The 19314-nt window shown below is 61.2% G+C and carries 21 protein-coding genes and 1 pseudogene; 7 read left to right on the top strand and 15 right to left on the bottom strand.

The genetic code is table 11. The features are described 5' to 3' along the window. Window positions 1–2: 2 nt before the first annotated feature. From AMR74_RS00245 to AMR74_RS00290, 10 genes are all read right to left on the bottom strand, one after another. Window positions 3–326, bottom strand: a complete 324-nt coding sequence (locus tag AMR74_RS00245) for a hypothetical protein (RefSeq protein WP_053770084.1) — start codon at window positions 324–326, stop codon at window positions 3–5. Further along, a complete protein-coding gene (locus AMR74_RS00250; RefSeq protein WP_053770085.1) occupies window positions 326–1006 on the bottom strand; it encodes an energy-coupling factor ABC transporter permease in 681 nt (226 codons plus the stop codon). Before AMR74_RS00250 ends, AMR74_RS00245 begins: the two co-directional genes overlap by 1 nt. A 137-nt stretch (window positions 1007–1143) precedes the next feature. Beyond that, window positions 1144–1554: a CopG family ribbon-helix-helix protein gene (locus AMR74_RS00255; RefSeq protein ID WP_053770086.1), complete on the bottom strand. Its 411-nt coding sequence runs from the start codon at window positions 1552–1554 to the stop codon at window positions 1144–1146. A gap of 98 nt (window positions 1555–1652) precedes the next feature. Further along, window positions 1653–2441: an ABC transporter ATP-binding protein gene (locus AMR74_RS00260; RefSeq protein WP_053770087.1), complete on the bottom strand. Its 789-nt coding sequence runs from the start codon at window positions 2439–2441 to the stop codon at window positions 1653–1655. Further along, the gene (locus AMR74_RS00265) at window positions 2432–3274 is read right to left on the bottom strand and encodes an ABC transporter permease (protein ID WP_053770088.1); all 843 of its coding nucleotides are present in this window, start codon (window positions 3272–3274) and stop codon (window positions 2432–2434) included. Before AMR74_RS00265 ends, AMR74_RS00260 begins: the two co-directional genes overlap by 10 nt. After that, window positions 3274–4296, bottom strand: a complete 1023-nt coding sequence (locus AMR74_RS00270; protein ID WP_077152238.1) for an ABC transporter substrate-binding protein — start codon at window positions 4294–4296, stop codon at window positions 3274–3276. The genes AMR74_RS00265 and AMR74_RS00270 overlap by 1 nt, the downstream gene beginning before the upstream one ends. A gap of 132 nt (window positions 4297–4428) precedes the next feature. After that, entirely contained in the window at window positions 4429–4857 is a 429-nt protein-coding gene (locus tag AMR74_RS00275; protein ID WP_053770089.1) for a CopG family ribbon-helix-helix protein, read from the bottom strand. 238 nt (window positions 4858–5095) lie between these two features. Further along, window positions 5096–5581: a DoxX family membrane protein gene (locus AMR74_RS00280; protein WP_053770090.1), complete on the bottom strand. Its 486-nt coding sequence runs from the start codon at window positions 5579–5581 to the stop codon at window positions 5096–5098. 119 nt (window positions 5582–5700) lie between these two features. Beyond that, window positions 5701–6330 carry a nitrous oxide reductase accessory protein NosL gene (locus AMR74_RS00285; RefSeq protein ID WP_053770091.1) on the bottom strand — a complete coding sequence of 210 codons (630 nt, stop codon included), beginning with the start codon at window positions 6328–6330 and terminating at the stop codon, window positions 5701–5703. 188 nt (window positions 6331–6518) lie between these two features. After that, on the bottom strand, window positions 6519–6878 hold the full coding sequence (locus AMR74_RS00290; RefSeq protein WP_139042950.1) for a DUF7471 family protein: 360 nt from the start codon (window positions 6876–6878) through the stop codon (window positions 6519–6521). Window positions 6879–6992: 114 nt separating this feature from the next. On the opposite strand from AMR74_RS00290, the gene AMR74_RS00295 reads away from it, so the two are divergent. Together AMR74_RS00295 and AMR74_RS00300 are read left to right on the top strand one after the other, a co-directional pair. Beyond that, window positions 6993–7496 carry a winged helix-turn-helix transcriptional regulator gene (locus AMR74_RS00295; RefSeq protein WP_053770092.1) on the top strand — a complete coding sequence of 168 codons (504 nt, stop codon included), beginning with the start codon at window positions 6993–6995 and terminating at the stop codon, window positions 7494–7496. A 96-nt stretch (window positions 7497–7592) separates the two neighbouring features. Beyond that, a complete protein-coding gene (locus AMR74_RS00300) occupies window positions 7593–8279 on the top strand; it encodes an SCO family protein (protein ID WP_053770093.1) in 687 nt (228 codons plus the stop codon). 101 nt (window positions 8280–8380) lie between these two features. Here the strand turns inward: AMR74_RS00300 and AMR74_RS00305 are convergent, their stop codons facing one another. The 3 genes and pseudogenes from AMR74_RS00305 to AMR74_RS18330 form a co-directional block, all read right to left on the bottom strand. Beyond that, window positions 8381–9190 (bottom strand): sulfite exporter TauE/SafE family protein, encoded by an 810-nt coding sequence (locus AMR74_RS00305; protein WP_053770094.1) that lies wholly within the window; start codon window positions 9188–9190, stop codon window positions 8381–8383. Between the two features lie 308 nt (window positions 9191–9498). Further along, window positions 9499–10740: pseudogene (locus tag AMR74_RS00310) on the bottom strand (RNA-guided endonuclease InsQ/TnpB family protein). A gap of 3 nt (window positions 10741–10743) precedes the next feature. Then, window positions 10744–10884: a DUF2080 family transposase-associated protein gene (locus tag AMR74_RS18330; RefSeq protein ID WP_121562418.1), complete on the bottom strand. Its 141-nt coding sequence runs from the start codon at window positions 10882–10884 to the stop codon at window positions 10744–10746. A 511-nt stretch (window positions 10885–11395) separates the two neighbouring features. On the opposite strand from AMR74_RS18330, the gene AMR74_RS00315 reads away from it, so the two are divergent. From AMR74_RS00315 to AMR74_RS00335, 5 genes are all read left to right on the top strand, one after another. Further along, window positions 11396–12169, top strand: coding sequence for an SDR family oxidoreductase (locus AMR74_RS00315; protein ID WP_053770095.1), 774 nt, complete (start codon window positions 11396–11398; stop codon window positions 12167–12169). A gap of 150 nt (window positions 12170–12319) precedes the next feature. Continuing rightward, on the top strand, window positions 12320–13750 hold the full coding sequence (sufB, locus tag AMR74_RS00320; protein WP_053770096.1) for a Fe-S cluster assembly protein SufB: 1431 nt from the start codon (window positions 12320–12322) through the stop codon (window positions 13748–13750). Between the two features lies 1 nt (window position 13751). Beyond that, window positions 13752–14966, top strand: coding sequence for a Fe-S cluster assembly protein SufD (gene sufD, locus AMR74_RS00325; protein WP_053770097.1), 1215 nt, complete (start codon window positions 13752–13754; stop codon window positions 14964–14966). 154 nt (window positions 14967–15120) lie between these two features. Then, window positions 15121–15606 (top strand): ferritin family protein, encoded by a 486-nt coding sequence (locus AMR74_RS00330; protein WP_053770962.1) that lies wholly within the window; start codon window positions 15121–15123, stop codon window positions 15604–15606. 43 nt (window positions 15607–15649) lie between these two features. Beyond that, window positions 15650–16093 (top strand): metal-dependent transcriptional regulator, encoded by a 444-nt coding sequence (locus AMR74_RS00335; RefSeq protein ID WP_053770098.1) that lies wholly within the window; start codon window positions 15650–15652, stop codon window positions 16091–16093. 27 nt (window positions 16094–16120) lie between these two features. Here AMR74_RS00335 and prf1 read toward each other — a convergent pair whose 3' ends face one another. Together prf1 and argS are read right to left on the bottom strand one after the other, a co-directional pair. Beyond that, window positions 16121–17371 carry a peptide chain release factor aRF-1 gene (gene prf1 / locus AMR74_RS00340; RefSeq protein ID WP_053770099.1) on the bottom strand — a complete coding sequence of 417 codons (1251 nt, stop codon included), beginning with the start codon at window positions 17369–17371 and terminating at the stop codon, window positions 16121–16123. Between the two features lie 75 nt (window positions 17372–17446). Next, entirely contained in the window at window positions 17447–19255 is a 1809-nt protein-coding gene (gene argS / locus AMR74_RS00345; RefSeq protein WP_053770100.1) for an arginine--tRNA ligase, read from the bottom strand. Between the last annotated feature and the right edge of the window lie 59 nt (window positions 19256–19314).

The raw sequence follows: 19314 nt of genomic DNA on the forward strand, positions 1-19314 counted from the left end.
GGTTACCGTGTCGGTCGTTCGTCATCACCGAAGCCGCCGTAACGGTCGACGTAGACGTACAGCCCGAGACCCAAGAGGGCGAAGGCGAGAACAATTCCGCCGAATTCGACCATCAGTCCGCCCTTCCGGATGGGACCGGCAACGACGATACCACGTCCAAGATTCACGAGCGTGCCACCGCCGTCTTGGACGCCGCGTTGAAGCGTTTGCGAGGCCCGCTTTGCCCATGGAACGGTACCACCGGTCGCAGTGAACCCCCAGTAGCCGACGGCGAGGAACGCCGAGAAGACGGCAGCCATGCTACCGTACTGCTTCCAGCGCTGCATCAGGCTGTCACCCCCGAGGGCTCATCGCGAGTGTCGCGGTCGGTAAGTCCGACGAGGTCGGGACGCACTGAGGCGAGGAATTGGACGATAAGTCCCGTAAGCAGCCCCTCAACGACCGCAACACCGAGGTTGAGAGCGGAGAGTCCACCAACGGCGATCAGCAGGTCACCACGCGGGAGCGCGCTCCCGTTAACCCCGCTGATAACGATGATCGCCCCCATCAGGAATGACCCTGCCGAGAGGCCGAGTGTCGCGGCACTCGCGCTGGCGGGGAAGACGTCCCACTCCATCCCCATCAGCGTCTTGAACGCGTAGTAAGCGACGAACGCTTCGCTGGCGTTGATCAGCGTGTTCGCCCCGATTAGGCCGACCGCTCCGTGTCCGAGCGCCGCCGAAAAGATGTTGACGACCAATGCGACAAGCGCGCCGAGAAGCGGTCCGGCGATGATACCCACGAGCCCGGTGAGGTTCATGTGAATTCCGCCCCACACTGGAATGTTAAGCTGGAAGACCGCAAAACTCGCAGCCGCGCCAATACCCGCGAGTGCGATCTGGTGTGTTTTTATTCCACCTTTCCGTATCCGATAGACTACGGTGGAAATCAGTCCAGCACCAAGCAGCGTCCACAGCACGAGCGCCCAGAGGGGGAATGACCCTTCTCCAAGGTGAATGTGCGGCATATCTGTTTGGCAATTAAAGACTTAGATATAATAACTTTGCTGTGCTAAGGTAGAAGAACATAATAAGAAGAACGCAAGATGCGTTTGCGGTTTAATTCAAAGCGCGGGCACACGTGCCGGTGACAGCGATACCGAGCCTACGTATCGCTCACTTCTGTGCCGTTTCTGTCGACGGGCACGACAGTGTATTCCACCGAGACAGACTCGTCCGCTCCTCGAACGGTGCCGATAAAATGGAGAACGTCTTGATACGCGGCTTCGACGACGAACGTCTCGACACAGCCGGCGTTCTCTCGGAGGCAGTTATGCGAGTTCGACCGGATGGACCCTTCGAACTCATGGCGGATATCCATCATTCGGCGTTCAATCTCCGGCTCGTCGTATCCGAAGACTGCAGTGACCGTCGTCAACACCCGCCGGTCCTCGTAATCGCTCTCTTGATACTCTTCGAGCAGTGACTGACAGGCCTCACGAATCACCTCACTCCGGCCGGTGTAGCCGTGTTCTTCCGCAAACGTATCGAGATCTTCTCGGAGTCGCTCTGTCATCGAGGAGCTCACGATAGGCATATGTTAAAATTTGATTCTAACATAATAGAGATGGCGGTCTAAAGAAAATGAATTAATAACTCTGCTGTGAGAGCGTCTCAGTGGCTAGTGTCGGCAGGACTCCCGAGCTCATCCCTAATCTGTGCGACGTGGTCCACGAAGTCGCGGGCGGTCCGTCCACGTGGGCGTTCTAGATCAATGGAGAATGTTGATTGTACAGTTCCTGGGTCGGAACCCATGACGATCACGCGGTCAGCGAGGGTCACTGCCTCGTCGATGTCGTGGGTGACGAACACGACGGTCTGTCCGGTCTGCGTCCAGATGTCGAGCAGTTCCGCGTGTAAGCGGTCACGCGTTCGAGCGTCGACACTACCGAACGGCTCGTCCATCAAGAGGATCTCCGGATCGGGGGCGAGCGCGCGAGCGATACCGACGCGCTGTTTCATGCCACCGGACAGCTCCTTTGGGTACGCGTCTTCGAAGCCGTCGAGCCCTACCAGGTCGATTAACTCCCGGACTCGTCCCTCGCAGTCGGGACAGTCACAGGCGGGCCGGTCAAGGCCAAACCGGATATTTCCGCGGACGGTTCGCCACGGGAACAGCGCGTACTCCTGAAAGACCATTCCCCTGTCCAGCCCAGGACCGGTAACCGGGTCTCCACCGACCAGTATCGAACCACCATCGGGATCGTCGAGCCCGGCGATCGCTCGCAACAGCGTCGTCTTCCCACACCCCGAGGGACCGACGACACAGCAAAACTCGCCCTCCGACACCGAGAACGAGACGTCATCGAGCGCCTGCGTCGACTCGTACGAGCGGCTCACGTTCTGGATAGTGATCTTCTCACGGGAGTCCCGGTCGGTGGACGAGTCCGTACTCAGCGCCATGCGAGGACCCTCCGTTCGAGCAGGCGGAACCCGACGTCCATACAGAGGAACGCCAAGCTGATCAGGAACATGTACGCGACGCTGGTCGCCATCGCGAGGTTGTTCGAGGCATTGATGATCTCGTAGCCGACGCCTGGTGCGCCGAACAGCTCGGCACCGACGACGATCATCCAGCAGCGACCGATGCTCGTCCGGAATCCGGTCAGCACTTGGGGAGCCGCACTCGGGAGCGCGACGAGTTTCAACATCGAGAGGTCGCGCTCGACACCGAGCGTCGACGCGGCGTCGGTCAGGTCGGTCGAAACGCCCTCGACGCCGCCATACGCGCCGTAGAAGTTGATCCAAAATGCACCGACGAAGACGATGAACGCCGCGCCGGTGTGGTGGATGCCGAACCAGACGATCGCGAAGACGATCCACGCCAGCGGCGGGATCGGTCGCAGGACCCGGACGAGCGGCCGCAGCCAGTCGTCGAACGCACCGTTCCAGCCCATCGCCAGTCCGAGACCGATCCCACAGGTCGCACCGAGAAGGAGCCCAGGAACGTAGTGGAACAGCGTCTGCGCGAGATGTGCAAGCCCGGTTGGGAGTACGAGACTCGATCCCAGAATGGGGACCACAATCGCCGTCGAGGTCGCGAACAGGTTGATAAACGCGCGCACCGAATCGAGGGGGCCCGGCACCAGATACGACGGCTGGGTCGTCATCGCGCCAACCCACCAGACGAGCAGGAACACGACGAGACCGCCGAGGCCGCGAAGATACCGCTGCAGGTCCCCCTCGAAGGTTTTGGCCGTCAGCGCGTTCGAACTGGTGTCGGTCTGCGTGCTCATTACTGTATTGCGTCGTAGGGGTCGAACGCGAACAGGTCCTCGGTCGCGACTGGCTCCTCGATGTTGCCGACGTTGGCGACGAACTCTCCCATCGTCGCGGCCTGATCAGTGATCGCGTGGGGATCCGAGATGAACTCCGACGCCTTCGAATCAATGGCGGCCGTCGCGAGGTCTTCGCTCACGCCGGAGCCGATGACCGAGGCAGCGTGGCTGGCGGCGGCATCCGGGGAGCTCCCCGTGAACTCGGTCGCCGCGACGTGCTGTTCGACGAGCGATTGGGCGACCTCATCGTCGTCGAGTACTCGCTGGTTCGCGAACAGCACCGTGACGGGGTGGTTGTCCAAGATGTTCCCGGACCAGGCGAGTTCCTCGAACCCGTCAGCTTGGCTGATAATCGTCGCGAACGGTTCCTGGATGATCGTCGCGTCGATGTCGCCCGACTGGATGGTCTGGACCGCCTTCGCGGGCGGGACCTTGGACTTGTTGATGGTGGAGTCCATCTCATCGACGTCAAGGTCCTCCTGAATCCAGTACCGGAGAACGATGTCGGGAACGCTCCCGTCCGGCGGTGCTCCAAACCGGACCTTCCGCCCGTGCTCTTCTTCGAAGCGCTCAAACGTGGCAGCCCCTTCCTGTTCGTAGAGATCGGCGAGTTCGGTCGTCCCCATGATCTTGAAGCCGTTTCTCGAACTCGCCGCGAGGACACCAGCCTCGGTGCCCTTGTCCACGAGGACCATTGCCGGGGTGATGCCGAAGAGCGCGACATCGACGTCCCCACTCGCGAACGCCTTGACAACACTGGGGCCGGAGCTGAACCGCTCTATCGTGACATCCGTTGGAACGTCCTCGTAGTACCCCTCTTGTTCCATCACGTAGTGTTGCATGTTCGGGTAAATCGGGACGTACGCGACCGTGACGGAATCGAGGGACCCGCCTCCCTGACCGAGACAGCCAGCGACTCCCGTCGCAGCAATCGTGGTTGCGCCCGTCTGGAGTAGTCTTCGGCGCGAGATGTGAGTCATCAGTGTTGTTAACATCAAAAGCAATTGTAATAATACCTGTGATTCTTCTAAACAAGATTAATACTTTTGCTAGACGGGGCTCGGAGATATTGGTATAGATAGGGTGAATTCAGCGAGGGAAGAAAAGCAGAATCAGCTCAGATCGGCCAGCGGGCTGAAATCATCTACTGGAGATACGGAGTAATCAATTGTGAGAGTATCCTTAGTCGCTCGAATCTTCCCAACAAACGCCGAGATCTCTTCGAGAGACCCTTCGAGCACAAACAGTTCCATACAGTGGTGTCCACCAACGTGACTATGGAAATTTGAAGCGACGATGTCCTCGTATTCGTGGCGAAGGTGCATCATTTTCTCTTCGACAGTCGTTGTTTCGTAGTCGAATAACACGGTGACCACTCCCATCAGTTCGCGCCCTTCGAGTTTCTTGTCCTCGAATTCACCCATGAGGTTCCGACTCGCCTCCCGAAGCACCTCACTCCGACCAGTGTATCCGTGATCGTCGGCAAACTGATCAATCCGCTCAAGCAAGTCTTCAGGCATTGAGACGCTTACTACAGTCATATAGCAATTTAGCCGGCGAAATATATTAAGATTTATTATTCTTACTCGCTGGTCGTCGATCGAGGTTCCTCATCCTCCCCGTCGTAATCAGTGGGAGACTGTGTCACCGTTGTTGGATTCACTCCCGGCGTAAACGCCGGGATTCTCTCCTCGTAGAAAGATAGAGAAGCAGAACGTCTCGACATCATCAGTTCTGGCTCAAAATTCGCAGTTCAGCACGAGCAGTTAATTTTCTGACTCACGCCGACGCAGATTCGTCCCTGACGGTACTTCCCAGAACGAGTGCGCCGGCAATGATTACGAGATTCTTTACGATATACTGACCCTCGACCGTTAACCCGTACGGGAACGTGGTATAGACGACTTCAGGGAGCAGTACCATCGGGAGGAACGTACCCGGAAGTTGGAGTGCCAACAGCAGCAATCCAACACGTGTAAGCGGAGGGTAGAGCAGACAGATCCCGATGATCACTTCCCACACGCCAAGTACCGGGACGAAAAACTCAGGCGGAAGAACGTACACCGTAGAGGCGACGAGGTCACCGGCTGGCGAGACACCGAGTACTTTGAGTGCGCCGAACCAAATGAACACCGCTCCGACAGCGGCTCGCAACGCTGGAACGCTCCAACGATCCATTTTCGATGCCAGTGTCGCATCGAGTGCGTCCAACCGCTCTTGATACACGGTTAGCGTGTCTTTCGATTCGTTTTCTGAGGTTGCCATCGCGTGTGTAATAGCTACGATTTTGCCGGACAAAAGGCTTCTAGCTCCTGATCAACCGTGTTAGATTCTTTGAGTAGAACCTGTGTGGTTCTCATTATCTCCACTATGAGAAAAGTCAATTAGTTCATCCCAGTCATCTGGATTCCATCAACGAGTGACCGATCGATGTCGTCGTACCCGATCGTCCGTCCGCCGTAATTATCAGCGAACGATTCAGCTTCGCTGGGTTCCGAGAACGGCATGAGATCTGGCCCCATACCACCCATTACATCCGATTCGATGACGTATGTGAGGCCCGTGGCATCGGCGAATGTATCGGGGGCGGTCGGTGCTGGCATCTTCTTTCGCTCAGTGTCTTCAGGGATCTCCCAATCAACACGGGAGTAGTCCGTGACGTAGACCGCGGTCGCCTCCGCGCCGTCAGCTACCAGGTTAAGATGGTACGGGAAGAGACCATGTGCGAGCGTGTGAAACCAAGCAAGGTTCTCAGTTCCTTCAGAGCCTTGGACGGGCCCCTGTCTGGGTTCGGGTTCTGTATCGGCGTAGAACACCTGCCCATTAGGGCCTCCATGGTCTCCAATGACCATTCCACCTTGGTAGTCAGTCTTTTGACCCGACAAATCCACCGGTTCAGGACTTGAGCCAGAGGATCCCCCAACGCAGCCAGCCGTTCCAATTACGACTCCCAAGCCGACTGTATGAACGACCTGTCGACGCGATACCAAATGCGAGTCAGGTTCAGATTTCATAGCTATAGTTCTTCATATAGAGTCAATACGGTTCTGGTGTGACTGTCGAACGGCGTTTGCCAGAGGACATAAACCACTCACAGGAGGCGTTCGCTCCGGATCAACGAGCGTACAGATCGGTCTGGAGTGGACGATGTCTGGCGCTGATTGGTATGTACTGGGGTCGAGCTGGCTAGGACTCAACCAAGCTAGTCGCTTGTGACATCCTCACCAAGCGAACCCGGGGCGTGAGCGTACGCGGCGTAGAGGATCATCGCAGCGATCAGGAAGTCAAAGCTGTGTTCGACGAAGTGGTGAACCGGCATCGGAACCGCTCCCAGAACAGTCCCAGCGCCAATCAGTGACCGTAGGACAAGCACCCAAACCGCGGCGCTGATCAGTCGGTACTGGCCGGTCTGGCGGCGTCGATACGCGACGAGGCTCACGACGAAGAGCGCGCTGGTTCCGATTCCGGCACACGCGATGACGGCCAGCAGTACGGGCGACCCCTGAACGGTCAATGGCACGAGAGCCGAGAAGACGGCCCGAACGATGAGCGACGCGATCACGACACTGGCCAGTATGCGTTGGGAGTGATAAGAAGACACGGGGCGAAACGCTCTCATGGGAAGAAAGCCCCCGACAGGTTTTATCTCTCAGCCGATTACAGGCGAATACTCACGATGGCGACGACCAGAGATCGGGTGCGACGACACGTCCGCGAGACACCTGGTGTCCACTTCAACCAGGTGGAACGCGATCTGGACATCGCCACCGGACAGGCGCAGTATCATCTCCGACGACTAGTGAACGACGGGGAGTTGATCGTCGAGCGGATCTCTGGTCGGGCTCACTACTTCGATCCCACCTTCGACCAGTGGGAACGACACGCGCTCGCGTTCCTTCGACGCGAGACCGCCCGCGAGATCGTGTTGCGACTCCATGCGGACGGCCCTCGTCGTCCAGAGACACTTGCCACAGAATTGGATCTCTCACGAAGCACGGTCTCGTGGCACGTCTCGACTCTCGGCGACGCTGGAATCGTGACGAAGTCCGACGACCGTCCGATGACAATCACGCTAACCCGCCCGGAACACGCAGCTGAGTTGCTTGATGTGGTGTCGCCCTCGCTGCCAGACCGGCTCGTCGACCGGTTCATCCGGACTGTCGACACCCTCTTCGAATAAGGAACCGACTAGCTGGACTCGCCCAGATCGGACGCAAGTGGCGCATTCGAAGGTCACACCAGATACCTCAAAGCCGCGGGACCGATACGCAAACGTATGGACCGACGGATTTTCTGTAAAACGGTCGGCGTCGCGGGAGTCACCGCCGGCACTGCCGGTTGTCTTGGTGTCCTTGGTAGTAGTGGCGCCGAAGGAACTATTCTCGGACCGCCGGAGCAAGATCTCAGCGAGGCATCATTCCCGAGCTACGGTGACAACATGCCCGAGTTCACTGTCCCCGATCCGATCCACGGTGAGGAGATATCGACGGCCCAGTTCGAGAGCGAGCGCGCGGTGCTGTGGACATCATTTTACACCAACTGTCCGGACGGAGTGTGTCCAGCACTCATTCTCCGGCTCCGTCGCGGACAGGAGGCCGCCGCCGAGGCGGGGTACGGCGACCAAGTCACGTTTCTCCCCATCACGTTCGATCCCGAGCGCGACACCACCGAGGTCCTCCGCGGGTACGCCGGCCAGCAGGGGGTCGACCTCGACGCGGGTAACTGGCACTTCCTCCGCCCAGAGACCTACGAGCGGGCCCAAGAGATACACGACGAGCACTTCGGTCTGAAGATCGAGAAGCAACCGGCAGATGACCTCGAGAATCTAGAGTATCGTTTCCCGCACTACGGGCTCATCATTCTCGCTAATAAGCAAGGGATCATCGAGCGGGCGTACCCACGGGGCCCGCGAACCGACATTGAGCGGCTCGTCAACGACCTCGAACGAGTGGCCACCGCGTGATCGCTCCCGGACCGGCAGATCGCCTTCCGTCGTTTCCCGGGCGTGGTGACACCGGAGAGACCGCCTTGCGTGTCGAGCGCGCGGAGGGGAGTCGGTCCCGGTCAATGCCCCATGTGTCCCATCCCGCCGCCGAGGGGTTGGTAATGCGGGAGCATCGGATGCGGGAGGTGAACACCGAGCGCCATCAGCCCGTGCGCGAGCAGCACGTACCCCAGCACGACGAACACCACGCCGAGCAGCCGGTGAACACGACGCCGGTGGGCGACATCGATCGACTGGATAATCGTCCCATAGAGGAAGACGGCTGGAATCGTCCCAATGCCGAGGGCGCCGAGAGCGATTCCCCCGGTGGTCGGGGAGCCGCTCGCGAAGGCGAACAGATACGCGGGGTACAGCATCGGACAGGGAAGAAACGCGTGGACGGCTCCCAGCCCGACAATACTTGGGCTGTTGACGTGCCGATGGACTCTCGTTGCGAGCCATGACGTAACGCGCTGGACGCCGGGTATTCGAATATCGCCTCCGCTTCCGCCGATAACGTACCGAACGCCCGTCGCCACAATGAACCCTCCGACCGCAAGACCGACAACACCTCGCAGGAGGTCGGCGATCGGTGTCAACTGGTCAGCGGTGACGAACACGACGCTTCCGAGCGCACCGAAGACGGCCCCGAGAATCGCGTACGTCGTCGCCCGGCCGACGTTGAACAAGAAGTGCTGGCGAACCTCGTAGGTCGTGAGATGACCGGCACGCCCGTCGTTGGCTGTCACCGTTCCGCCATCGGGCTGTGGGTTCATCTGCTTCGAGTACATCGTCACCAACGGCCCACACATCCCGATACAGTGTGCGCCGCCCAGCACGCCGATGAGAACGAAGAGTACGACGTCAATCCGGAGGAGCGACTCGAGCATAGTCGCTCTCAGTTGTGTATGGGCTTGTGTTGTCTGGTGTGTCTCTCGAACAAGCCCAGACAGATACCGTGGAGGTGTTACGGAGAATCGAGGAGAAATCCTCGCGCTTCAGCGCGGGGAGGATGTCAAAATAGGCGAACAAGAGGTCGTGCTCGGCTGGAGACGTTCGCAAGCATCTGGAGTGTAGCTTGCCGCAACAATTCTTCACAGTGGGTGCCAATACACCGACGATGACGGACGAAATCGACATCCCAACCGAGCCGCGGGCTGCGGTCAACGCACTGGCGACTCATGTGAACTACCCCACCCTACTCGCTCACGGATGACGCCGTTCGCTCCTTGAGGGTGGGGCTTCCTGTTTCTACGACGCGCTTTGCAGATACAGGCGTATCCACAGGGAGCGCAGTCTCCACAGGCGTTGATTCGGAGTATCCCACTCCTACGTCTTCAAGACCACGAGAAAGGATGTTCCACGCCGCGTTCGCATCCCTATCCGCTTCAAATCCACACGCCGGGCAGGAGTGTTCGCGCATCCACAGCGGTTTCTCAGTCTTCACACCACAGGAAGCGCACTCCTTTGTCGTCCCGCGCGGGTTCACGGCGACGAAGTGCGTCCCTTCACGTTCACACTTGTATTCGAGCATCCGCAGGAACGTTCCCCACGCCGCTCCCGCCCGATTTCGTGAGTTTCTGGGGCGTTCGACCAGCCCTTTTACATCCAAGTCCTCAACAGCCACCAAGTCGTACTCTGTGGCGTAGTAGTTCGACAGCTTGTGGAGAAAGTCGCGGCGCTTTCGCTTGAGATCAGCGTGGCGTTCCGCCACGATTTGTCGTTGCGTCTCCCAATTCGTAGAGCCGTGTTCCTTCCGCGAAAGGTCGCGTTGGGCGCGTTCCAATCGTTCGCGCTCGTCGCTGAAGTCGGGACTTTCGATGGCGTACCCATCGGTGTCGTGGGCATACTTGAGAATCCCCACGTCGATACCAACGCACCGATCTGGATCGGTTGGTTTCTCAGGTGTCTCTTTCCCGTCGACAACGAATGAAGCGAACTAGTCCCCAGTTGGCTCCTTCTTAATCGTGACTTGTTTGATCGTCTCGGTGTCGGGGATTGTGCGGTGTTTGATGAGTGGAACATCCGCAAGTTTCGACAGCGACAATACGGTCTGACCGTTATTACTATCGAACTCGAAGCCAGACTGTATGTAGGTGAAACTGCGGAAGTCCTTGGGAGCCTTCCAGTTGAGGCTTCCGACGTTGTAGCCGTTCTGTTTCAACTGGGAGAGGGCTTTGATGCTGTCTTCGATACGCATGACAGCGGCTTGTGCGACCGTTGAATAGAGGTCATTTAGTTCATCCCACCATACTTTAAGATCGGTGAGCTGATCGCGTACTTGGCGTACTCGTTGGTTGAGTGTTCCCGCCGATTCGGGGATTTTCTCAAATTCGTTGAGTGCGTGATTGTAGAGTTGCCTACAGGTATCTCGGTGTTGATCCAACAGCTCACGTTGTTCAGGCGTGGGATCAAGCCGGAATCTGTAGGTGTAGCGCATTGACTATTCGTCGGGGGCTGAGGTTCGGACGATTTTCACGTCTGCACCACGCCATCGCTTCGGAACGAGAACGTGTGCGCCGTTGCCGGTCGGCTTCACCTCTCCCTCAATGACTTCGTGGCCTTCTACTTCGTGTCTATCCATCATGTGTGTTTACACATTATTTCAACTTAACTCTATCGGTGGGGTGGTTGGGCAGCGAGTACGAACCTGTTTGAGACATGATGACGACGGTGTATCCTCTCCCTACTCGCTCCCGCTGGTCGCTCCTTGAGGAAGGGGGCTTACCGCCTGTATTCTGCTAACTGCGACCGCAGACCGCCCAGTTCCGCCAGCGACGAACCGATGGCTCGGAGAGGCTGAAGCCGTCGCCCGCGATGCGACCAGTGACGGTCTTGACACGCAAACCAGACGGAAACGGGTTCGGCAAGTTGCCACACTGCTTGAGTCGGCTGACGAAACGGGCGACGTGGTCGCCGACCGCCACATCGAAGCAGCGATCGAGTGCTGTCAAGTCGTTCTCGCTAATGAGTGATTCTGATTCGAATTATCACAGTATCCCACTCGTCAGCTCTATCAATTAGGCTCACGATATGGTGTTCCAACCGCACAAGCGCGATATAACTATGTTCTCACTCACCATAGATCATGAGGTATGTCCACACTACTCACAGACAACGTGGCAGTCATTACCGGTGGCTCCAGCGGAAATGGACGCGCTATTGCCCGCCGGTTCGCTTCCGAAGGGGCAGACATCGTTATCGCTGACATCCAGGAGTCTCCTCGCGAGGGAGGAGATCCAACCCACGAACTGATCGAGGCCGAAACGGAGGCAAGGGCAACGTTCGTCGAGTGTGATGTCACAAACGTCGGCGATCTTGAGACTGCGGTTGAGACTGCCGAGGAGTTCGGTGGTGTCACCGTGATGGTGAACAACGCGGGGATCTTCCATGGTGAGGAGTTTCTCGAAGTCGACGAAGATGCGTTTGATCGGATGATGGACATCAACGTCAAAGGTGTCTATTTTGGCGCGCAAGCGGCGGCGAAACGGATGGTCGAAGCTGGTGGCGGGCGGATCATCAACATCTCCTCGGTCGCCGGTCTTGAGGGGTCAGGGGAGTTCATCACGTACTGTGGGACAAAAGGTGCCGTACGACTACTCACATATGCGATGGCGGCGAAGTTGGGGCCCGACGGCGTTCGAGTGAACGCTATCCATCCGGGACTGATCGAGACGACGATGACGACTGAGGACTATCCGATTATGGGTACAGATGCTGAAGAAGACTTCCTTCAGTCGATTCCGTCCCGGCGGGCGGGCCAGCCTGAAGATGTTGCAGATACAGCGCTGTACCTCGCAAGTGATCTCTCGGACTACGTGAATGGTGAATCGCTCATCGTTGACGGCGGAATGGCGAATACACAGTAAATTATTGCTTTATGTATTAAATTCTATTAATTAGAGCAACCGAATTAAATGCCATAAGGTTATCTAACTTTCTCAAAGAAACCAGTATAAGTTACTAACGAGCGCTTCAGCTCCCCACATTTATATTCGCAGTCTCTAAAGAATACTTTGATGAGTTCAAAACAAGACGACCTCAAAGAGACGAACACCGAGGCCCACTTCGAGTTCAAGAAGGAGGAGAAGTCTGCCTTCAAGACCGACAAGGGTCTCACCGAAGAGACAGTCCGCGTCATCTCAAAGGACAAAGACGAGCCGGAGTGGATGTTAGAGCGCCGCCTGCGCGCGCTCAAACAGTTCCAGGAGATGCCGATGCCGACCGACTGGCCCGGACAGCCGGATTTGAGCGAGGTCGACGTCGACGAGATCGTTCCGTACATCCGACCCGACGTCGACGTCCGTGCCGGCGTCGACGACTGGACGGAGCTCCCAGACGACATCAAGGACACCTTCGACAAGCTGGGCATCCCGGAGGCCGAGAAGAACGCGCTCTCGGGCGTCGGCGCCCAGTACGAGTCGGAGGTCGTCTACCAGAACATGCAGGAGCGCTGGGAGGAGAAGGGCGTCATCTTCTGTAACATGGATGAGGCCGTACAAGAACACGAGGAGCTCGTCCGCGAGCACTTCATGACGAAGTGCGTCCCTCCGAGCGACAACAAGTTCGCGGCGCTTCACGGCGCCATCTGGTCGGGCGGCTCATTCGTCTACGTCCCTGAAAACACCACCGTCGACATGCCCGTACAGGCGTACTTCCGGATGAACTCCGAGGGCATGGGCCAGTTTGAGCACACGCTCATCATCGCCGAGGAGGGCTCGGAAGTTCACTACATCGAGGGCTGTTCAGCGCCGAAGTACTCGAAGTTCAATCTCCACTGTGGCGGCGTCGAAGTGTTTGTCGGCGAGGACGCCCACGTCCAGTACTCGACCGTGCAGAACTGGTCGAAGAACACGTACAACCTGAACACGAAGCGCGCCATCGCCGAGAAGGGCGGGCGCATGGAGTGGATTTCGGGGTCGATGGGGTCGAAGGCGACGATGCTGTACCCCTCGACGATCCTGAGGGGGCGCGGCGCCTCCGACAACCACATCACCATCGCCTTCGCGGGCGAGGGTCAGGACATCGACACCGGCGCGAAGGTGTACCACAACGCGCCGAACACGAAGTCCACCGTCGAGTCGAAGTCGATCGCGAAGGACGGCGGTCGCACCAACTACCGCGGCCTCGTCCACATCGCGGACGGCGCAGAGAACTCCTCGACGGCCGTCGAGTGCGACGCGCTGATGTTCGACAACGAGTCGACGTCGGACACGATGCCGTACATGGAGATCAACGAGTCGAAGGTCGACGTCGCCCACGAGGCGACCGTCGGCAAGATCGGCGACGAGGACATCTTCTACCTCCAGTCGCGCGGGCTCGACGACGACGACGCCAAGCAGATGATCGTCTCGGGCTTCATCGAGCCGATCACGGAGGAGCTGCCGATCGAGTACGCCGTCGAGCTCAACCGGCTCGTCGAGCTGGAGATGGAGGGTTCGCTCGGATAACATGAGCACGAAGCAAATCGAGAGCCTCTCGGAGGAGACGGTACGACGCATCGCCGACGAACGCGACGAGCCCGAGTGGCTCTTAGAGACCCGACTGAACGCGCTGGCCGCGCTGGAGACCGCGGAGCTGCCCGACGTCATCCAGACGCCGGGGCGCCGCTGGACCGACCTGGAGGCGCTGGACTTCGAGGCGCTCGTCGACCCGCTGAACCAGGCCGACGAGACCGAGCGGACCGCGGGCGACGACGAGGTCGTCGTCCTGCCGTTCACCGAGGCGCTCGCCGAGTACGGCGACGTGATCGAGGCGAACTTCGGTTCCGTCCTCGACCCCGAACACAACTACCTCACCGCGCTTTCGGTCGCGCTCTTCACCACCGGGACGTTCGTCTACGTCCCCGAGGGCGTCGACGTCGAGGACGTGACGGTGCGCGCGGAGATGAACTCCCGCTCGCTGTTCAGCCAGACGCTCGTCGTCGCCGAGGAGTCCTCGTCGGTGACGATCCTCGAGTCGATCGAGACCGGTGACGCCGAGGTCGACGACGACCGGTACTTCTCGAACCTCGTCGAGGTCGTCGCGGGCGAGAACGCGAACGTCCAGTTCGGCTCGCTCCAGAACCTCGACTCGGACGCGTACACCTACTCGCTGAAGCGCGGCGTGACGGACACGTACGCGACGATCGACTGGATCGAGAGCAACTTCGGCTCGAAGCTCACCCGCTCCGACATCGAGACCGACCTGAACGGCGACGGCTCCGAGAGCCAGATCGTCGGGACGTTCTTCGGCACGGACGACCAGCACTTCGATATCAACGCCCGCGTGTGGCACCAGGCCGAGCAGACGACCGCCGACCTGGTCACCCGCGGCGTGCTCGACGACGTCGCCCGCTCCGTCTACGAGGGCGTCCAGGACGTCGGCGAGGACGCGTGGAACACCTCCAGCTACCAGCGCGAGAACACGCTGATGCTGTCGGACGAGGCCGAGGCGGACGCGTCGCCGAAGCTGATCATCCACAACCACGACACCGAGGCCTCCCACTCCGCGACGGTCGGGCAGGTCGACGCAGAGGACCTGTTCTACCTCGAGAGCCGCTCGATCGACTCGCGGACGGCCCGGAACATGCTCGTCGAGGGCTTCTTCGTGCCCGTCCTCGAGGAGATCGCGGTCGACGAGTTCCGCGACGACGTCGAGGAGCTCGTCTTCGAGCGCCTCCAGTAAGCGGTCGGCGCTCGCCGCCCGCCCGCCGAACGGATTTTTCCGACGCCCGACGCGCCGACTCCGCGACCGGCGCGCGAGGGGAACCGCTTAAGACCGACGACGCCCGAGTCGATGGTATGCGAACCCGCGTATCGCGCCGTCTCGGGTGGTCGTGGTGAGCGTGAGCCAGCGGGTCGCCTCCGACGACCAACTCGCGCGACTGCTCCAGATCGGCATCGTACTCGAAGAGGTCGTCGAAGCGCGAGCGCACCGCCACTACCAGCAGCTGGACGCCGAGCTCGACGAGGAGGTGGAGACGCTGCTCGCGGACGCCGCCGAGGAGTCGGCCGACCACCGCGAGCGCTTGGAGGCGATCATCGAGGGGCTCGGCGTCGACAGCGTCCCGTTCGACGAGATCGAGTCGCTGGTCGACGCCCGCTACGGACGGACGCGACCGGAGGACTTCGACGACGTGCTGTACGACCAGCTGTGCAACGAGGAGACGGCCTACAAGTTCTACGACGACCTCATCGAGGCGATCGAGGGCTCCGACGCGGCGTTCTCGATCGACCGCGATGAGCTGATCGCGACCCTGACGGCGATCCGCGACGAGGAGGCCGAGGGCGTGCGCGAGGTCACGGAGGTCATGGAGCGCCGATGAACCGGACAGACGAGTCGCCGACGAGCGCCGACGGAGGACAGCCGTGAACACCGCAGATCAGTACCTCAAGACGATATACGTCGTACAGGACCAGGAGGACGGGCCCGCCTCGACCGGGTCGATCGCCGACGCGCTCGGCGTCAGCCCGGCCAGCGCCAACGAGATGATCGGCAAGCTCGAAGAGCGGGGGCTCGCCGAACACGAGAAGTACAAGGGCGTGCGCCTCACCGACGACGGCATCGTCCGCGCGCGGGACGCCCTCCAGACGTACTGTATCATCGAGCGCTTCCTCGCCAACGTCCTCGCGGTCGAGGACTTCCAGGCGGAGGCCCGCGAGCTTGAGGCGGTCATCGACGACACGGTGGCCGAGCGGCTCGACACGATCATCGACCGCCAGCCCGAGTGTCCGGACTGCTTCGACCCCGAGTCCGACGCCTGCGCGTGCCTGGAGGTCGCGGCGACGCCGGTCGAACCGGAACAGCAGTAACGTTTCGCCCCGTCGCGGAGAGCGGCTTTACACGCCGGTGGAGTAGCGCAGGATGCCCGCGATGCCGCCGAACGCGTCGAGCAGCTGCTCGCCCTTCTCGAAGTCCGTCGAGATGAACCGCGTCTCGGTGCCGCGCTGCTCCGCGATGGCCATCAGGTGTTCGATGACGTCCTCGCGCTTCTCGACGGTCGCCTCGTCGCCGCACTCGCTACACTCGTGGTCTGGCGTCGAGTGACGGGCGTCGACCACCTCGTACTCCTCGTGGCCGTTCGGGCACTCGTAGACGACGACGTCCGAGCGGAGGTCCTCGGAGATGAGCAGGCGGTCGACCGACCCCATGATCAGGTTCCGGCGGGTCTGTTCGAACCCGTAGGTGGCCTCCTGCCCGGTGTTGAGCTTCTCGAAGAACTCCTCCATGTCGTTTTTGTCCTGGACGATCTCCTGGTCCGCGAGCGCCTCCTGGCCCGCGTCGACGAGGTCCTTCAGGCCGGACTCGTCGGTGTAGGCCACGTCGAACTTGCCGAGGACCTTGTCCTGAAGCTCGTGGTGGAGGTAGTCGCCGTCGAGGAACTCGTCTTTCGTCGGCGAGGGGCCGCCGACGAGGATGCCGTCGAGCTCGTGGCGCCTGTCGACGAACAGGTCGTTGGCCATCCCCGCGACCTCCTGGTAGAAGTTGTCGATGGCCTCTAAGCGCAGACGGGCGAACCGCTGTGCGGACTGACCCCCCTTCCGCTGCTTGCCGGGGACGAGCGAGGAGGCGGACTTGACGGGTTCGACGCGCTTGCCCTTCAGCCAGCCGACGTTCGCCTCGCGGCGGTCCAAGACGATGAGCCCGAAGAGCCCGGAGTCTTCGAGCATGTGTTCGAGCGGCTCGGTGAGGAACTCCGAGTCGCAGTGGTACCGGAACGACTCGACGGGCTGTGGCGGCGACTCCAGCGTCCGGGTGACCATGTCGGTCTGGCCGCCGCCCGCGTCGATGGCGCCGGAGAAGATCACCAGTCCGTTCTCGGGCGGGAAGGTGTCGTAGTAGCGCAGTCGGTCCTTGATCGAGGTGAGCGCGTCCTGAACGGCGGTCCGGGTCTGCTTGGACTTGATGTTCGACGCCTCGCTGTGCTCCTGGGTAACGTGGGCCACCACGTCGGAGATCTGCCTGTCTTCGGGGATGTAGATGGTGACGAGCTGGGTGCCGGAGCCCTCGTAGTCTTTGAGTTCCTCGATTACCTTGCGGAACTCGTACTTCCGGCGGTCCTCGTTCGCCTCCTGTGCGTCGCTACTCATTGTCCGAAATACGGTCGCGTGCGTGTAAGTAAGCTTTGACCTGACGATACCCCCGGGAGCGACCGTCTCGCCGCGCTACATCGACTCCGGCGCCTCGACGCCCAGCACGTCGAGCGCGTTCGCCATCGTGTGCTTCGCGGCCGCGACGACGGCGACGCGGGCGTCGCGGAGCTCGTCGGTCTCGGCGGTCACGACCGGGCACTCGCGGTAGAAGGCGTTGTAGGCGTCGGCGAACTCGCGGGTGAACGTCGCGATCGTGTGCGGCTCCAGGTCGTCGGCCGCCGCCTCGATGGCGGCGGGGAAGCGGGCGACCTCCCGGAGGAGGTCGCGGGCCGCCTCGGTCTCTAACGCGCCCGCGTCCACGTCGAGCGCGTCGGGATCGACCGCGCCGTCGGCGTCGGCGGTCACGCCGGGCACGTCGACGCCCTCGGCCGCTGCCTCGTCGAGGATGCCGGCGCAGCGCGCGTGGACGTACTGGACGAACGGGGCCGACTGCGCCTCGAAGTCGAGCGCGTCCTCCCACTCGAAGGTGATCGCCTTGGCGGGCTGCTTCGAGACGATGTCGTACCGCACGGCGCCGATCCCGACCTGGTGGGCGATGCGCTCGACGTCCTCGTCGGTGAGGTCGTCGCCGCGGATGCGGTCGTCCATCCGCGACTCGACGGCGTCGCGGGCGCGGTCGATGGCCTCGTCGAGGAGGTCGTCGAGCATCACGCCCGTCCCCTTCCGCGTCGACATCTTCCCGTCGGGGAGGTTGACGTACGAGTAGATGACGTGGCCGAGCCGGTCGGTGTCGTTGCCGAGGAGTTCGAGGGTCGCGTCGAGCTGGTCGGCCTGGAGCTTGTGGTCCTCGCCGAGGACGGTGACGGCGCGGTCGTAGTTGTCGAACTTCCACTCGTGGTGGGCCAGGTCGCGGGTGGTGTAGAGGCTCGTGTCGTCCGAGCGCAGGAACACGAGGTTCTTGTCGATCCCCCACTCGTCGAGCTCCAGCTGCCAGGCGTCCTCCTCGTAGACGGCGTGATCGGTCTCCTTGAGCCGCGCGGCGATGTCGTCCGTCGAGCCGTCGCGCATGAACCGCGTCTCCTTGACGAACTCGTCGAACTCGGCCGGCAGGCGGGCGAGGCACTCCTTCATGCCGCCCAGCACCGCGTCGACGACCTCGCCGACGCGCTCGTAGGTCGCCTCGTCGCCGGCCTCGAGCCCCTGGAGGATCGCCTGTATCTCCGCCTCCGCGGCCTCGACCGCGTCCGGGTCGGCCTCCTCCAAGAAGGCGTTCCCCTTCCGGTAGTAGCGCACGAGGTCGTACTCCGCGCGGTCGCGGGCGGGCTCGGCGTCGAGGTCGGCCTCGTCGAACCGCTCGTACGCCCACGTGAACACCGCCATCTGCCGGCCGGCGTCGTTGACGTAGTAGTGGCGGTCGACGTCGTAGCCCGCGTACGCCAGGAGGTTCGCCACGGCGTCGCCGACGATGGGGTTGCGCGCGCGGCCGACGTGGACGGGGCCGGTCGGGTTCGCGCTGGTGTGCTCGACGACGACCGAGGCGTCGCGGTCGGGGAGCGCGCCGTACGCCGGATCGACGGCCGCCGCGTCGAGCGTGTCGGCGAGGTAGCGCTCGTTCGCGTGGAAGTTGACGTACGGCCCCGCGGTGTCGACGCGCCCGACGTAGTCCGCGTCCGCGACCGACACCGCCTCGGCGACGGTCGCCGCGACGTTCGGCGGCGCGTCGCCGACCTCGCCCGCGAGCCGGAACGCGACGCTGGAGGCGAGCGTCGCGTCCATGTCGTCCGGCGGGCGTTCGATGCCGAGGTCGTCGGTCGGGAGGTCGAGCTCGGCGAGCGCGTCCGCGAGCGCCGCCTCGACCTCCGACCGGAGCTGCCTGAACATACCGTCCGTTCGACGGGCGGGTTAAAAGGCCCTTCCGAACCGTGCCGCGGACTCGAACG

Origin of the sequence: Halorubrum tropicale, from assembly GCF_001280455.1 — an archaeon.
Lineage (GTDB): Archaea > Halobacteriota > Halobacteria > Halobacteriales > Haloferacaceae > Halorubrum > Halorubrum tropicale.

Bases quoted from the DNA above. Each gene is read 5' to 3' on its own strand.
- AMR74_RS00315 (WP_053770095.1), top strand. From the start codon at position 11,396: ATGTCCACACTACTCACAGACAACGTGGCAGTCATTACCGGTGGCTCC.
- AMR74_RS00270 (WP_077152238.1), bottom strand. From the start codon at position 4,296: ATGACTCACATCTCGCGCCGAAGACTACTCCAGACGGGCGCAACCACG.
- AMR74_RS00260 (WP_053770087.1), bottom strand. From the start codon at position 2,441: ATGGCGCTGAGTACGGACTCGTCCACCGACCGGGACTCCCGTGAGAAG.
- sufB (WP_053770096.1), top strand. From the start codon at position 12,320: ATGAGTTCAAAACAAGACGACCTCAAAGAGACGAACACCGAGGCCCAC.
- AMR74_RS00245 (WP_053770084.1), bottom strand. From the start codon at position 326: ATGCAGCGCTGGAAGCAGTACGGTAGCATGGCTGCCGTCTTCTCGGCG.
- AMR74_RS00265 (WP_053770088.1), bottom strand. From the start codon at position 3,274: ATGAGCACGCAGACCGACACCAGTTCGAACGCGCTGACGGCCAAAACC.
- AMR74_RS00295 (WP_053770092.1), top strand. From the start codon at position 6,993: ATGGCGACGACCAGAGATCGGGTGCGACGACACGTCCGCGAGACACCT.
- AMR74_RS00280 (WP_053770090.1), bottom strand. From the start codon at position 5,581: ATGGCAACCTCAGAAAACGAATCGAAAGACACGCTAACCGTGTATCAA.
- AMR74_RS00250 (WP_053770085.1), bottom strand. From the start codon at position 1,006: ATGCCGCACATTCACCTTGGAGAAGGGTCATTCCCCCTCTGGGCGCTC.
- AMR74_RS00300 (WP_053770093.1), top strand. From the start codon at position 7,593: ATGGACCGACGGATTTTCTGTAAAACGGTCGGCGTCGCGGGAGTCACC.
- sufD (WP_053770097.1), top strand. From the start codon at position 13,752: ATGAGCACGAAGCAAATCGAGAGCCTCTCGGAGGAGACGGTACGACGC.
- AMR74_RS18330 (WP_121562418.1), bottom strand. From the start codon at position 10,884: ATGGATAGACACGAAGTAGAAGGCCACGAAGTCATTGAGGGAGAGGTG.
- AMR74_RS00255 (WP_053770086.1), bottom strand. From the start codon at position 1,554: ATGACAGAGCGACTCCGAGAAGATCTCGATACGTTTGCGGAAGAACAC.
- AMR74_RS00285 (WP_053770091.1), bottom strand. From the start codon at position 6,330: ATGAAATCTGAACCTGACTCGCATTTGGTATCGCGTCGACAGGTCGTT.
- prf1 (WP_053770099.1), bottom strand. From the start codon at position 17,371: ATGAGTAGCGACGCACAGGAGGCGAACGAGGACCGCCGGAAGTACGAG.
- argS (WP_053770100.1), bottom strand. From the start codon at position 19,255: ATGTTCAGGCAGCTCCGGTCGGAGGTCGAGGCGGCGCTCGCGGACGCG.
- AMR74_RS00305 (WP_053770094.1), bottom strand. From the start codon at position 9,190: ATGCTCGAGTCGCTCCTCCGGATTGACGTCGTACTCTTCGTTCTCATC.
- AMR74_RS00275 (WP_053770089.1), bottom strand. From the start codon at position 4,857: ATGACTGTAGTAAGCGTCTCAATGCCTGAAGACTTGCTTGAGCGGATT.